This is a genomic window from Acinetobacter sp. YH12219 (genome assembly GCF_013417875.1).
Taxonomy (GTDB): Bacteria; Pseudomonadota; Gammaproteobacteria; order Pseudomonadales; family Moraxellaceae; genus Acinetobacter; species Acinetobacter amyesii.
Genome location: NZ_VPDC01000009.1, coordinates 73408 through 87649, shown reverse-complemented (window position 1 = coordinate 87649; position 14242 = coordinate 73408). Strand labels below are relative to the sequence as shown.

General features: G+C 39.6%; 12 protein-coding genes and 1 pseudogene. 4 read left to right on the top strand and 9 right to left on the bottom strand.

All coding sequences use genetic code 11. The features are described from left to right. Window positions 1–124 precede the first annotated feature (124 nt). From FTV04_RS07185 to FTV04_RS07175, 3 genes are all read left to right on the top strand, one after another. Window positions 125–3019, top strand: a complete 2895-nt coding sequence (locus tag FTV04_RS07185) for a valine--tRNA ligase (RefSeq protein ID WP_179996903.1) — start codon at window positions 125–127, stop codon at window positions 3017–3019. 79 nt (window positions 3020–3098) lie between these two features. Beyond that, a complete protein-coding gene (locus FTV04_RS07180; protein WP_180089136.1) occupies window positions 3099–4328 on the top strand; it encodes an AAA family ATPase in 1230 nt (409 codons plus the stop codon). A 3-nt stretch (window positions 4329–4331) separates the two neighbouring features. Then, window positions 4332–5003, top strand: a complete 672-nt coding sequence (locus tag FTV04_RS07175; protein WP_180089135.1) for an HNH endonuclease — start codon at window positions 4332–4334, stop codon at window positions 5001–5003. A 170-nt stretch (window positions 5004–5173) separates the two neighbouring features. Here the strand turns inward: FTV04_RS07175 and FTV04_RS07170 are convergent, their stop codons facing one another. The 6 genes and pseudogenes from FTV04_RS07170 to def all read right to left on the bottom strand — a co-directional run bounded on the left by FTV04_RS07170 (window position 5174) and on the right by def (window position 10571). Then, window positions 5174–5545, bottom strand: coding sequence for an endonuclease domain-containing protein (locus FTV04_RS07170; protein ID WP_180089134.1), 372 nt, complete (start codon window positions 5543–5545; stop codon window positions 5174–5176). Between the two features lie 196 nt (window positions 5546–5741). Further along, window positions 5742–6782 (bottom strand): molecular chaperone DnaJ, encoded by a 1041-nt coding sequence (locus FTV04_RS07165; protein ID WP_180089133.1) that lies wholly within the window; start codon window positions 6780–6782, stop codon window positions 5742–5744. Between the two features lie 90 nt (window positions 6783–6872). After that, window positions 6873–8150 (bottom strand): annotated as a pseudogene (locus FTV04_RS07160) (glutaminase). A gap of 64 nt (window positions 8151–8214) precedes the next feature. After that, the gene (locus FTV04_RS07155) at window positions 8215–8667 is read right to left on the bottom strand and encodes a hypothetical protein (protein WP_180063234.1); all 453 of its coding nucleotides are present in this window, start codon (window positions 8665–8667) and stop codon (window positions 8215–8217) included. An 18-nt stretch (window positions 8668–8685) separates the two neighbouring features. Beyond that, on the bottom strand, window positions 8686–9897 hold the full coding sequence (locus FTV04_RS07150) for a GGDEF domain-containing protein (RefSeq protein WP_180089132.1): 1212 nt from the start codon (window positions 9895–9897) through the stop codon (window positions 8686–8688). A gap of 191 nt (window positions 9898–10088) precedes the next feature. Further along, window positions 10089–10571: a peptide deformylase gene (gene def, locus FTV04_RS07145; RefSeq protein ID WP_180089131.1), complete on the bottom strand. Its 483-nt coding sequence runs from the start codon at window positions 10569–10571 to the stop codon at window positions 10089–10091. A 741-nt stretch (window positions 10572–11312) separates the two neighbouring features. Between def and FTV04_RS07140 the strand changes: the two genes are divergently transcribed. Continuing rightward, window positions 11313–12593 carry an MFS transporter gene (locus FTV04_RS07140; RefSeq protein WP_180055499.1) on the top strand — a complete coding sequence of 427 codons (1281 nt, stop codon included), beginning with the start codon at window positions 11313–11315 and terminating at the stop codon, window positions 12591–12593. 53 nt (window positions 12594–12646) lie between these two features. On the opposite strand, the gene FTV04_RS07135 is transcribed toward FTV04_RS07140, so the two are convergent. The 3 genes from FTV04_RS07135 to FTV04_RS07125 all read right to left on the bottom strand — a co-directional run bounded on the left by FTV04_RS07135 (window position 12647) and on the right by FTV04_RS07125 (window position 14013). After that, complete coding sequence (locus FTV04_RS07135) at window positions 12647–13144, bottom strand: DUF2505 family protein (protein WP_180005318.1); 498 nt, start codon at window positions 13142–13144, stop codon at window positions 12647–12649. Between the two features lie 166 nt (window positions 13145–13310). Next, the gene (locus tag FTV04_RS07130) at window positions 13311–13604 is read right to left on the bottom strand and encodes a hypothetical protein (RefSeq protein ID WP_180089130.1); all 294 of its coding nucleotides are present in this window, start codon (window positions 13602–13604) and stop codon (window positions 13311–13313) included. A gap of 109 nt (window positions 13605–13713) precedes the next feature. After that, window positions 13714–14013, bottom strand: a complete 300-nt coding sequence (locus FTV04_RS07125) for a hypothetical protein (RefSeq protein WP_180089129.1) — start codon at window positions 14011–14013, stop codon at window positions 13714–13716. Between the last annotated feature and the right edge of the window lie 229 nt (window positions 14014–14242).

The following is a 14242-nucleotide window of genomic DNA, read 5'->3' as shown; positions in this document are numbered from 1 at the left end:
ATCATACGGACTCTTTTATTTACTGCCAAATCCTAAAAGTTAACATTCGCCCAACATCCCTAATTCACCATTTTTTTTGCTACAATAGATCTAATTTTTTATCCACTTTTGATCTGTTTAGACTATGACTGATTCAGCGCAAAATATTGCTACAACCTACGATCCTACCGAGATCGAGAAAAAATGGTACAAGACTTGGGAAGAAAACGGCTACTTTAAGCCGTCTGAAAAAGGCGAATCATTCTGTATCATGATTCCGCCGCCAAACGTCACAGGTAGCTTGCACATGGGTCATGGTTTTAACAACGCCATTATGGATGCCCTCACGCGCTTTAACCGTATGTCGGGTAAAAATACCTTATGGCAACCGGGTACAGACCACGCGGGTATTGCCACACAAATGGTAGTAGAGCGTCAATTGGGCGCGCAAAATATCAGCCGCCATGACTTAGGTCGTGAAAAATTCATCGAAAAAGTCTGGGAATGGAAAGAACAATCTGGCGGTAACATTACCCGTCAAATCCGCCGTTTAGGTTCTTCGGTAGATTGGTCACGTGAACGCTTCACTATGGACGAAGGCTTATCGAATGCGGTGAAAGAAGTTTTCGTGAAACTACACGAAGAAGGTTTAATTTACCGCGGCAAACGCCTTGTAAACTGGGATCCAAAATTACAAACTGCCCTTTCTGACTTAGAAGTTGAGTCGGATAAAGAAGAACAAGGTTCATTGTGGCACTTCAAATATTTCTTTGAAGATAAATCACTACGCACTCACGATGGTAAAGATCACATTGTAGTGGCAACCACTCGTCCTGAAACATTGCTGGGTGATACTGCGGTTGCGGTTGCCCTTGATGATGAGCGTTACTCGCACCTTGTTGGTCAAAACATCATCCTCCCAATTACAGGTCGTGCCGTTCCAATCGTAAAAGATGAGTATGTCGATAAAGAATTCGGTACAGGTTGTGTAAAAATTACCCCTGCACACGACTTCAATGACTATGAAGTGGGTAAACGCTGCGAATTGCCAATCATCAATATCTTCAACAAAAATGCTGAAGTATTGGCTGAGTTTGAATATATTGCGAAAGCAGGCGAACAAATTTCTAAAACCATTCCTGCACCTGCAGACTACATTGGTTTAGAGCGTTTTGAAGCACGTAAAAAATTAGTTGAACAAGCGGAAAGCGAAGGTTGGTTAGATCAAATCCAACCGTACACCTTGAAACCACCTCGCGGTGACCGTTCGGGCGTAATTGTTGAGCCATTATTGACCGACCAATGGTATGTCAAAATTGCACCGTTGGCGCAGCCTGCAATTGAAGCAGTGAAAGATGGTCGCATCAAGTTCGTGCCTGAGCAATACAGCAATATGTATATGGCGTGGATGAACAACATTCAAGACTGGTGTATCTCGCGTCAATTGTGGTGGGGTCACCGTATTCCTGCTTGGTACGATGCTGAAGGCAATGTTTATGTAGGTCGTAACGAAGAAGAAGTTCGTACGAAAAATAATATCCCTGCCGATGTTCAATTAAACCAAGACGAAGACGTACTGGATACATGGTTCTCCTCTGCACTTTGGACATTCTCGACCTTAGGTTGGACGGGTGATGCCAAGAAAGATGCAGAAAACTACTTCTTAAATACCTTCCACTCCACTGATGTATTGGTGACAGGTTTTGACATCATCTTCTTCTGGGTGGCGCGTATGATCATGATGACCATGCACTTCATGAAGAATGAAGATGGCACGCCACAAGTACCGTTCAAAACAGTTTACGTTCACGGTTTGGTACGTGACAGCGAAGGTCAAAAAATGTCGAAGTCTAAGGGCAACGTGCTTGACCCATTAGACTTGATTGATGGTGTTGATCTTGAAACTTTAGTACAGAAACGTACGACGGGTTTGATGAACCCGAAACAAGCAGCGAAAATTGAAAAATCGACCCGCAAAGAATTCCCAGAAGGGATTCAGGCTTATGGCACAGACGCGGTTCGTTTTACCTTCTGCGCATTGGCAAATACAGGTCGTGACATCAAGTTTGATATGAAACGTGTGGAAGGTTATCGTAACTTTGCCAACAAAATTTGGAATGCTACCCGTTTTGTATTGATGAATGTTGAAGGTCAAACGGTTGGTCAAGAGGCACGTCAAGACCTTTGGGAATTGCCTGAACAGTGGATTGTGAGCCGTTTACAAAAGGCAGAGCAAGCTGTTCATCAAGCGTTTGCAACTTACCGTTTAGACTTGGCTGCGCAAGCGATTTATGACTTTATCTGGAATGAATACTGCGACTGGTATGTAGAGCTAACCAAACCTGTTCTGAATGATGAGTCTGTTTCTGAAGAACGCAAAGCCGAAGTTCGTCGTGTATTGCTTGCGGTGATGGAAGCTTCTTTACGTCTTGCTCATCCAATCATGCCGTACTTAACTGAAGAAATTTGGCAAACCCTTGCGCCAATGATTGGCTTGGGTGGCGAAACCATTATGTTGGCAAACTACCCTGTTGCAGATGAAGCCAAAATCAACGAACAAGCCGAAGCAGATATGCAATGGCTACAAGGTTTGATTGGTGCGGTGCGTAACATTCGTGGTGAAATGGGTCTAGGTAATGCACGTTTATTGCCTGTACTTTTACAGAACACGACTGAAGCAGAAAAAGCACAAATTTCTCGTATTGAACCGTTGTTTAAAGCATTGGCGAAAGTTGAAAGCATTACCTTCTTGGCAGATGGTGAACAACCACCATTGTCTTCTTCTTCTGTAGTCGGTCACGTGTCTGTATTCGTTCCAATGAAGGGTTTGATTGACCCGAAAGCAGAATTGGGTCGTCTACAAAAAGACTTAGACAAGGTTCAAAAGCAGCATGACCAAATTGCAACTAAACTTGCAAATGAAGGTTTTGTGGCGAAAGCCCCTGCGGCTGTGGTTGAAGGCGAGAAAGTGAAACTTGCTGAATTTGCAGATCAGTTAGCGAAAATTAAAGCGAATATGGAGCAGATTGCAGCGCTTTAATGTGTTGTTAATTTAACCAAATTCGTAGTATAAAGGGCTGATTATTCAGCCCTTTATACTTTTATATATGAAATATTTAATGAACATTAGTGGAGATATTCCACATGCAGATATTAGAAATATTAATATTCCTTTATGTGGAAAAAATTTAATTATTACTGGTAGAAATGGAAGTGGAAAAACAAGTTTATTAACAATACTAGAAAGGAATATCTTAAATAAACTTGAAAAAATTGATCAGCAATTATTACAATATCAGCGCAATATCGAAAGTTGGACAAATTATCGCAATACACTTGCTAAAATGTCTGAACAATATATAGGTATATCTGCACAAATTGAAAATGAACAAAAAAAAATTCAACTATTAAACAGTGGTTTTCAACTAAATTTTAATAACTTTGATGAATTACAATCAAATTACGATAATTTTAAAGCAATTTTTAGAAGTTTTCCTGCTATGCGTATTTCTTCTATAAATCATGCAACACAAACCACCTCCATCATTGAAGAAAAAACTATTGCTAAACAAAATTTCAAGCAAAATTTAGGATCCAAACTCGAACAACATCTTATAAATATAAAAACATCTGAGGCTTTTGCAAAAGGAATTGAAAGAGATGAAATTAAAGGTAAAAAATTTGAAGAATGGTTCATTCTTTTCAATACATCTTTAAAAAAATTATTTGAAAATAATAATGCTGAATTAGTATTTTCAAATGAAGAAAGAAAGTTTCGAATAACGGATGGAAAGCGTATTTCATCTTTTCAAGATTTATCATCTGGTTATAAAGCTATTTTTGATATTTATGCTGACTTACTATTAAGAACTGAGTTTTTTGAAATTACCCCATCAGAACTTCAAGGCATTGTTTTGATTGATGAAATTGATGCACACTTACATATTTCACTTCAAAAATTAATACTTCCTTTCTTTGCTGAATCTTTTCCAAATATTCAATTTATTGTAAGCACGCATTCACCTTTTGTTATTACTTCAAAAAATAATGATACTGTAGTTTATGATATTTCTAGTTGTGAGTTTTTTGAAGAAGATCTAAGCCACTATTCACATGAATCAATCATAAAAGAACTTTTTCATGTTCAAGATGGAAATGAAAATTTAAAAGCTCTTTCAGATCAGCTTGTTCATTTCATTGAAGTAGAAACACCATCTCATGATTTAGAAATTATACAAAATTTGTTAAACGAAATTAATAAAAATTTCGATAAGCTTTCAGTAGAACTCCAGCTTCAATACATGGTTGCTAAGAATAAACTTATTAAATTAAAACATGAGGGTAAATAATTCATGTTTTCAGTTGTAAGACCTAGCACTTTTCCAAAAAGTTTAACTAAATCCACAAAAGAATATAGAGCTGCTGACGTTGTTGATGAGCTTCAAACCATTTTTTTCGCTAAATGTTATCTTTGTGAAAGAAAAGGGTTTCCAGATGTTAATATCGAACATAGAGACCCTCATTTAAAAGATGAGGTAAAAAAATATGATTGGCATAATCTTTTTTATGCTTGTGTAAGATGTAACAATATAAAAGGTGATACTCATATAAATATCTTAGATTGTTGTGAATCTATTGATGTTGCTCAAGCTATCGAACTTCATTGCCCAATTGTTAATAATAATGAACATAAAGTAACTGTGAAAATTGGCAATTTACCAAATAGCTTAGAAATCACTTCAACAATAAAACTTCTCGAAAGATGCTTTAATGAAACAAATACTGCATTAAGAGGTATAAGTAGACACTCACAAATTAAAGAAATTCAAAAGTATCAAGTAAAACTATTAATGATAAAAGATCAGCTTTTAGATGATTCTTTATTACTTACAGCGACGGAAAAAAATCTATTAATTGAGAAATTAAAAGTTATGTGTGATCGTGAATTTCCATTTTCTGCATTTTGGAAATGGGCAATTACACGTGATGATGATCTATCAAAAATTGTAGGTAATGTTTTTTAGTTTACCCTCACCCCAACCCTCTCCCATAGGGAGAAGGAGCATCATTTGATTTAATACCTGCATACATTTCACAATGCAGTTCCCTCTCCTTTTAGGAGAGGGTTAGGGAGAGGTGTTTTTAAATTTCGTTATTAATTCAACCCTCACCCCGAGGGAGAGGGAATTTTTCATTATTGATTTACTTTCAGCTCAAGACATATATTCCACAAATCCTCCAACACCACATCCGTCCTCCCCAACACATCATAATTCCAATATCGCACAACAGTTAAACCCAAAGCCTCTAAAAACTTAGTTCGCTCAGCATCATATTCAATCGCATCATTCGTTCCATGCTGACTACCATCCAACTCAATCACTAAACCAATTTCATGACAGTAAAAATCCACAATATAAAATTGGATCACATGCTGACGGCGGAATTTAAGATTCATAAATCGCTTGGCACGGAGTATTTGCCACATGAGATGTTCAGCATCGGTGGCTGTGTGACGCATGGTTTTGGCGAATATTAAAAGTTGGGGGTCGAGTTTATTGTTCATTACGTTTTGTTTTTATTATTTTAATCAGATTATCAAATTTTATAACCTCTCCCTAGCCCTCTCCTATAAGGAGAGGGAATATTCATTATTAAGCCAATAGACGGTATTTAATTAGATGCAGCTCCTTCTCCCTATGGGATGAGAAGCACTGCTTCGCAAGGGGGATGAGGGAAACATGCTTTTAATGAAAAAAGTATCAAAGCACCCCATTCCCCAACAACACTTCCAACCCTTTCACCTTCTCCATATATTTCAGCCGTTCTTTTTCCCACTTCACTTGCTCTTTCAGCACTGCAACATCGCCATCAATCACCTTATACACATCTTTCACCTGCATATTTTTCGGCTTCGGCTTTTCGCTCCAGTGAAAACTATCCGTAATGTCATCTATCTGACTGGCTAGGCGTTGGCTTTGAGCCTCTAAAGCCGTTTTATAAAACTTTAAATGTTCATCAGTTAAAGCTTTAGGGCTTTTGCCTTTATTGGTTTCAAGCTGTAATTGCAGCTTTAATAAATAAAACAAATCCTGTGCTTCATGAGCTTGATTCACCACTTGCTGCAACTCGGTTTTTTCCGCTTTTTTAGCTTCATCAGGTTCACGGTCTGGGTGAATCATAGCGGTGATTTTTAAATACACGGTTTTCAGTGATTGATTCACTAACTTTTCAGTTTGCTCACGTTTTTGCTCTAACCGTTTACGCTGATGCTCTTCTTTTTCACGTTGATATTGCTCACTGTCCCATTCTTCATAAGACTCATGTTGTTCTGTAGCTTCTTGTTCAACATCAAAATGACCTTCTACTTTGCTCTGTTCAGTTTGGGTCAACTTAGCTTTTTTATTCGGCTTTTGATTATGTGCATGATGCTGCTGATAAAAAACATCCACCTCAGCAACCTTTTCAAGTTCGGCAGTATTTAAGTAATTGGATTTTTTCAACTGCTTTGCCAATTTCGCAAGCTTGGCATCGAGCTGAGCTAAATCCGCTTTGGCAAAGTCTTCTTGCTGTATGTGCAACCAAAGCTGTGCAAGCTGACGGTAGTACACCGCATGCAAATCACGATATATCGGCACAAGTTTCAGTTGGATATAACTCTGAATCTCACTTTTGGCATTTTGCCAAAGCTGTAAGTCTTGCTTTTGCTGTTCGATTTGCTCAATCAGTTTGTTCAGCTTTTTATGCTGTGGGGATAAAGCTTCAGCACTCGGGAGTAAACTGACTTTTAACTCAAAAGACATAAGCAAATTTAACGCAAAAAGAAAATTATAGCCGATCTAAGCACTAAACTTATGAGCACCTTATATGAATCAACAATGGACTTTTATCCATTAACGCTCAAACCGTTGTAAATATTGACTCAACTCTTCTCGAACAACCACCTCATGTCCTGCATGACTTCGACTTTGTTCCAAAAGATGCTCAGAGTCGATCACTGCCACGCGATGACCATCCGCAATTAAACGGTCTACACCTTCAAAAAGCATTCGAACTCCAACATCGTGTATCAAAGAAATATTGGTCAGATCTAAAACGATATGGTTATTCGCAACAGGTTCATCCTCTAATATTCGCAGCAACATTTCCGACTCAGTAAATTGCAATACGCCGCGCAGTTCATACACCACCACCGAATAATCTATCCCGCAGGTATAGCGACTTTGGACGATCGTTTGCGCTGAAGGTGTTCCCTCCATCACATGTAGTCCCATGTCCTTAGACAGTCGTTCAAATATTTCTACACCTCGAACACTATTCCCATGTGTATCCAGTTTCGGACTAAAGACAGCCAGCCCAACCTGACCCGGCAAAGCCCCCATGATGCCACCGGCCACACCACTTTTGGCAGGAATACCGACCGTTGTCAGCCAATCACCCGCAGCATCATACATGCCGCAAGTCATCATCACACTCAACACTTGGCGCACCACCGAACGTGACAGCAACCGTTTACCTGTGGCTGCTTGCACACCACCATTGGCAAGCACACTGGCCATTTTCGCCAAATCTTTAACCGTCACTAATATTGCACACTGACGAATGTAACCATTCACCACATCTTCAGGGTCTTCTTCAAGTACACCGACTGTGCGCAGCATGTAACCGATCGACAAATTTCGAAAAGCCGTCTTCACTTCAGACTGTTAAACCGCGTCATCAAAACTCAGCTCACGCCCTGCCAGTTCACTTAAAAATTCACGGAGTTTGTCAGCTCGGGTACTGTGCTTGTCATGTGGTAAAAGTGAATGTGTGGTGATTGCCCCCGAATTGATCATCGGGTTTTTCGGGGTATTGCTTTGTGGATCGAGCGCAATTTGATTAAACGCCTCTCCCGATGGCTCGACACCGACCTTTTGTAAAACGCTATCCAAGCCAAGATGACGAATCGCTAAGGCATAAGCAAAGGGTTTAGACATCGACTGTATGGTGAACTCGACTTCGTCATCACCTGTGGAATAAATCGTGCCATCTACGGTAGACAGTGCCAAAGCCAGTCTATTCGGATTGGCATGGGCTAACTCAGGAATATAATCTGCTAAATCTCCGTGCTGATTGGCATCGCAGGCATTAAAGACATGCTGTAAATAATCTGGAACAGGCGTTTTCATAAGGTCTATTTTTTGTTGTGTGCTTTTTTATTTATAACAAATTGAGCTGCATCTGTATAAGTCCTTATGGTGAAGACGCATTCTGAGCTAAAACTTGTATGTGCTGTAGGTTTAAATGGTGCATCATTTCTCGAATAAAAACGAAATAACTGAGTTGAATGATTGCCTGCTCACCAAATAGATTTTGATAATATTCGGTATGTTCAATCATTTCATTAAAGCCATGTTCTAGGCTTTGTCGGTCAATGTGGGTCGCATGTTCAAAAAAGCTCTGCGCCAATAGATGCAGCATCGCATCATTCGACTGAGCATAGCGCTGCGTCTGATAATCGAGCTGTAATAGTTCTAAAATTTCTTCAATTTCATAGATCAAATATTCAATCGCTAAAGCATCGAAGCGCTGATGTCGGACACATTTTTGCACCAAAGCTACTAAGCCATGATCAAAATGAATATTCTGTTGCTCGGTCTGAAAGTCGAGCTGCGCTAATCCGAGCTGAAATTGTAATTGCTGCATAACTATCGTTTAAATTATTTAATCTTCTGCCAATTTTAACTCACGAAAGCTGCGTACTTGGTTACGACCTTGTTGCTTTGCCATATACAGCGCTTGATCGGCCATACGCGTGACCATAGCAGACGGTGTCCCCTCGATCGCAGTTGCTACACCAAAACTTGCACTAATCTTCAACATATGTTGGTTGGCTATCATGGTTTCAGCGTCAGAAATGGCCAATCGACAACGTTCAGCGACCTCTATCGCCTGCTCTAAACTCTGATTTTTTAGAATTAAAATGAATTCTTCACCGCCATAACGCCCAACCACATCTTGTACACGAGTATTGTCATTTAAAATTTGAGCAACACGTTGTAAAACGGCATCTCCTGCATCATGTCCATATTGGTCATTGATCAATTTAAAATGGTCGAGATCAAGCAAAACCACTGCAAATTCAGGCCGTGTCTGTTTGCTGAGCGTATCAAGTTCATGACTGACATAACGACGGTTAAACACATTGGTCAGGCCATCAACACGGCTGAGGACTTCCATCTTTTGTTCACGGTGTCGCCACTGTAAAAGCAAAATCTGAAAAAATACTGCACTGACGATCAATATGGGCAAATACAACTCCGCCATACTCATGAGCCAAAAGGCGTTGTCGTAAAACTCACTCTGTTTTAAAGCTGGGCTGAAAATCGGTGCATATTCTAGATGGTCAATCGAAGTTTGATAGCAAATGTAGCCAATAAACAGTGTGATCGGAAATGTAATACTGAGCATAATCGCAGGACGATAAAAAACCAAACCGACCATCAGCAGATTGACCGTCCCCGCCATAGTGGCAGGACTATAGATCCCGATCATATAGCCACCATAGATCATGCCGATCCCAAACAGGACGGGCGCAAAATAGCTAAAAAACAGTCTAAAATTTAAATATTTTTTGAAATAAAGACTGAGTACTGCCAATACGCCATAACTGAGTAGGACTATACAAGCGACGATGATCCTGAACTTGAGTTCACTCGGATTAAACCAAATCCGATTGGTCGAATAATAAAAATTCATGATGCACCACTTCAACACGCTAACTTGACTCAGCATGCCAAAGATGAGGAGTAAACGCCCTTTATCGTAGTCAGACCAATTGATGATGAGATAGTCTGACTCAAACAAAAGATGCTTCAATTTACGCCATTGTACGCCCCATTTCGTACAGACAGCATTGCCCCAATTTTTCCCCATTAATCTTCTTTTTTATTTTATTATTTCGCTAGTTATACAAGGTTTTAACTTCAAAAAGAAAGCCTATTTTCACAGTTAAAAGTGCAACCTTTGAAGCCTTTAAACTTCACTTACACCACTATTCAAATTACTTTTCCGCTATTTTTTTAGCTCAATTGGTCACTTTTATCTTTTTGAAATAGTACAGTTTATTATTCTAAACGCTCGGTGAATAAGATCCCGTTCAGATGATCGACCTCATGTTGTACGATCCGTGCAGGAAAGCCATTCAGGGTTTTCTCTTTGACTTCACCTTGAAGGGTCAGATATCGCACGTGAATTTGCTCGGCTCTCGGGACTTGTCCTCGTGCATTCGGCACACTTAAGCAGCCTTCTTCACCCCAAACCGTGGTCGTAGATCGAGATGTAATCACTGGATTGACCATCACGATCTCCTCCATTTCAGGCGCATCGGGATAGCGTAAATTTGCACGTGAAGCCACGATAATCACCCGCTTTGAAACATAAATTTGCGGTGCCGCAATACCTACGCCTTGACGCTCAAGCATGGTGGCATGCAGTGTTTCGCTCAGTGCAATTAACCATTCAGAACCTATTTCAGATGTTTGCACCTCTGCGGCAGTGAGCGTCAAAATTGCTTCACCACCCTGTGCAACAGCAGCAACATTACTCATGTTTTTATCCTTTTTTAAGTCTAGCAAGCTTAAATTATTTAACTGATGTTACGCACGTAAAAGTAATTACTCATTTTTAAAATGATATTTAAGTTTATTCGACGAATTCTTACATCTAGGATTTAAATAAAGGGATTAGCCTTCGGCTGGAGGTACTCTTACGAAACGTTGTTTCTCATTCGGCAAAATGAGAAGCGAAGCTTCGCAAGGAAACCATCTTGCGGTGCAATGCACCTCACCGCAAAACTCGTTCACTAGTATCAAATTATTCAAAGTATCGCAAAAACATTTTTGATTAGAAGGAGTCCTGTCTCAAACACTTGCGGATGACGTTACCGCTTATCATTCTTTCATTTGAATCAAATTACGCTTCTGATGTTACTGCGTAACATCAGTTATTTAAAAAAAAACAACCATGCAATATGCATTATTATTGGTTCTGAGTATAAAACAACAGCATGCTATGGCTTTGAATCTTTTATGGTTTATATAGAGCACAAAGTAAAATGACAGATCATTCCAACCTATACCATTGATATTTATCATTTATATATCAAGGTGTGCCATTATCTATTACCAATCTTTCTTTAAGTTAATACGACTTTATCTATATTATTTTGTTCTTAATTAATAAATTTTTCATAACTATAAGTTTTTAATAAGACAAAAAAGTTTGATTATTCAATAAAAATTTGAATCACTAAAATCCTCAAATGCTATTTGCTGCTGGAAAATATTTGCATGGAAGCTCAGCCACGCCTGACTCGTCAAGATAAACGCACCCTCGGACTGTCATCCCTCGGTGGCGCACTTGAGTTTTATGACTTTGTCATTTATGTGTTTTACGCCAAAATTATTTCGGAACTGTTTTTCCCCACTGGACTCAGTCCATTTTGGGCGATGCTAAATACTTACGGTATTTTTGCAGCAGGATATTTTTTCCGCCCATTGGGTGGTGTCGTAATGGCGCATTTTGGCGATTTGATTGGTCGTAAGCGTTTATTTAGTTTGTCTATTTTACTCATGGCTCTGCCTACACTGATGATTGGTGTGATGCCGACTTTTGAAAGTATTGGCTATGCAGCACCGCTTCTGCTCCTACTGATGCGCGTGATTCAAGGCATCGCGATTGGTGGTGAAATCCCTGCGGCATGGACTTTTGTTTCAGAGCATGTGCCAGAGCAAAAAATTGGGATCGCCAACGGCCTACTCACTGCCGGCTTATCTTTGGGTATCCTATTGGGCGCACTGATGTCTTTGTTTATTTCATTACAATTTACAGAGTCAGAAATCCATGACTGGGCATGGCGGATTCCATTCATTCTAGGCGGGATCTTTGGTTTTGTTGCGCTCTATCTCCGTAGTTATTTAAAAGAAACGCCTGTATTTAAAGCCATGCAAGAAAAGAAACAATTGGCTAAAGAGCTTCCAGTGAAACAAGTACTGCAACAGCACAAAACAGGCGTTGTGATTGGTATGTTGTTTACATGGTTCTTAACTGGCTGTGTTGTTGTGCTGATTTTAGCGATGCCAAATTTACTCACGGGCGCCTTTGGTTTTGAACGTGCCGATGCCTTTAAAATGCAAAGTGCCGCTATTGTGATGCAAATGGTCGGTTGTATCTTGGCAGGTCTTTTGGCAGATCGCTTCGGTGCGGGTAAAGTGATGCTGTTCGGTTCACTCCTTGTCGCAATAATCGCGGGCGTGTTCTATAACAGCTTGGGCCATGTGGCAGCATCGACCGTGTTTGCGCTCTATATGCTGCTCGGTTTGGCATCAGGCACGGTTGGTATGGTGTCTTATAGTATGGTGAAAATGTTCCCTGCACAGATTCGTTTCTCGGGCATTTCATTTTCATACAATTTGGCCTATGCCATCGCGGGTGGTATCACTTTGCCATTGGTTCAATGGTTGAGTTTATACAGCAACATTGGCGCCATGTATTATATTTGGACCGTCTGTTTGGTGACCTTCTTTACTGCGATGCTCTATCGTCAACGTTTTGAAAAAACATCTCATTAAAATAATAAAAAAGCGGTCAATGACCGCTTTTTTTAAATCTCTTTCAAATCAATTCAGGCTTTTAAATTTTTACGCAATTCATCTTCTACAATTTCAATCTCAAGCTGACTAAAACGACGAATTTCACCTTCTGCATGTTTTTCAAGTAATCCACCAATAAGTGGAACTTTGACTTTCACCGTCCAGTCCAAATTGAAACTCACTTGTGTTGCATCACCACTGACACTTCGTTTACAACTGGCTTCGAGCGGTAGGTTCGGATCTAGTTTGACGTCAGAGGTTAATGCCGCCAAATTACTAATATCCGTACGTTTCAGACGAAACGCATCTTTTAAAAACTTCTTGGCAATATCTGGAATATTTACATCCAAGTTATAGGCACGTTTTAAGGTATACATATCACCTGTTTTTTTTGATTCTAAAATTTCTAGATTTTCACCCGGTATGCGTTTGCACACCGCTTCATGCAGGCTGATATCTGCGGCTAGTCGTTTAAAATCTTCAATTGAAACGCCATGAATTGTGGCATTGACGGTAAATTGATGTGCCATTCTCGTAATCCTTCAGGTCAATATTGGTTTTATTGTTTTATTTCGCCCAGTCTACAGTTGCTAAAACTGTGCTTTGGATTAAATCGGAAAGCGCTGTGGCTGTCATTGACCTGAAACCAAGCTAGAAAATCAGAATTGCCATACTGCAGGTAAATCTGGCTTTGACTTAAAGGACTTTTTGATAGATTTGCCCATGCTGATCTTTAAACTCGAGCTGAAATTCCCAGCCCGCATCGATTTTTAAATACATCCCTGCATAAGACAACTTTGCGCACCAATGACCAAAGTCGAGGCTACAAATATCAGAGCTGGCTTGTTCAGGAAGCTGTTGTATTGGTTTTGCATGTATCAAAGCGCTAGGTTCATAAGACGTGCAGTGCGAGCCATAATGATGAAAAAGTTCAATACATAGCTGATTAAAAATTTCAAATGTTGAATCTTTGGGATCAAGTTGCGTCATTGCTTTAATAGCTTCCCATATCTTTTCATTTCTTCTTGCGCTTATTTTTATATTTCTATAACAAATCTTTGTGGTACTGCTTTTATAAATCTCAGTTTAATTTAAGTTGTTAATTTAACAGCATGCTATGCACTACACCATCCCGATCACGGTGTACCAATTTGATCAGTTGTGAATAATCGATCAAGATGCTTTGGTGTTTATAACTGATTTGGATGCCGTATTCATCTGCACCATCATCCAAACCGCTGATGCTACATTGCGTCCCTTGTGGAAATGCCTTGAGCCATTCAGCGTTATACACATCTGCTATTTGCTCAAACTGAAAAAAGCTCGCCTTTTGCTGCAGTAGAACCGTAGCTTGTCGGTCAAAACGCAGTTGCTGCTCAAGTTGAAAGTCGATAATCATGACTCTGCACGCTCTTTACTTATTCATCGGGATCGGATCATCGGCTATTAAAATCAAGCTTCGCAGACACCCAATTTTGCTTATAAATTCACAGAGGATTTTATGACATGTCTTAGACTCAAATGAACACAGCCACATTTCTTAAGGCATAAAAAAGGCACTTCTCATCGGGGTGAAGCCCGATTATGAAATGCCCTTTATGGTTACAAAGTAAATATATTTTTATAAA

Coding starts and splice junctions, on each gene's coding strand:
- FTV04_RS07140 (WP_180055499.1), top strand. CDS start 11,313: ATGGAAGCTCAGCCACGCCTGACTCGTCAAGATAAACGCACCCTCGGA.
- FTV04_RS07150 (WP_180089132.1), bottom strand. CDS start 9,897: ATGGGGAAAAATTGGGGCAATGCTGTCTGTACGAAATGGGGCGTACAA.
- def (WP_180089131.1), bottom strand. CDS start 10,571: ATGAGTAATGTTGCTGCTGTTGCACAGGGTGGTGAAGCAATTTTGACG.
- FTV04_RS07175 (WP_180089135.1), top strand. CDS start 4,332: ATGTTTTCAGTTGTAAGACCTAGCACTTTTCCAAAAAGTTTAACTAAA.
- FTV04_RS07125 (WP_180089129.1), bottom strand. CDS start 14,013: ATGATTATCGACTTTCAACTTGAGCAGCAACTGCGTTTTGACCGACAA.
- FTV04_RS07170 (WP_180089134.1), bottom strand. CDS start 5,545: ATGAACAATAAACTCGACCCCCAACTTTTAATATTCGCCAAAACCATG.
- FTV04_RS07155 (WP_180063234.1), bottom strand. CDS start 8,667: ATGCAGCAATTACAATTTCAGCTCGGATTAGCGCAGCTCGACTTTCAG.
- FTV04_RS07130 (WP_180089130.1), bottom strand. CDS start 13,604: ATGACGCAACTTGATCCCAAAGATTCAACATTTGAAATTTTTAATCAG.
- FTV04_RS07165 (WP_180089133.1), bottom strand. CDS start 6,782: ATGTCTTTTGAGTTAAAAGTCAGTTTACTCCCGAGTGCTGAAGCTTTA.
- FTV04_RS07135 (WP_180005318.1), bottom strand. CDS start 13,144: ATGGCACATCAATTTACCGTCAATGCCACAATTCATGGCGTTTCAATT.
- FTV04_RS07180 (WP_180089136.1), top strand. CDS start 3,099: ATGAACATTAGTGGAGATATTCCACATGCAGATATTAGAAATATTAAT.
- FTV04_RS07185 (WP_179996903.1), top strand. CDS start 125: ATGACTGATTCAGCGCAAAATATTGCTACAACCTACGATCCTACCGAG.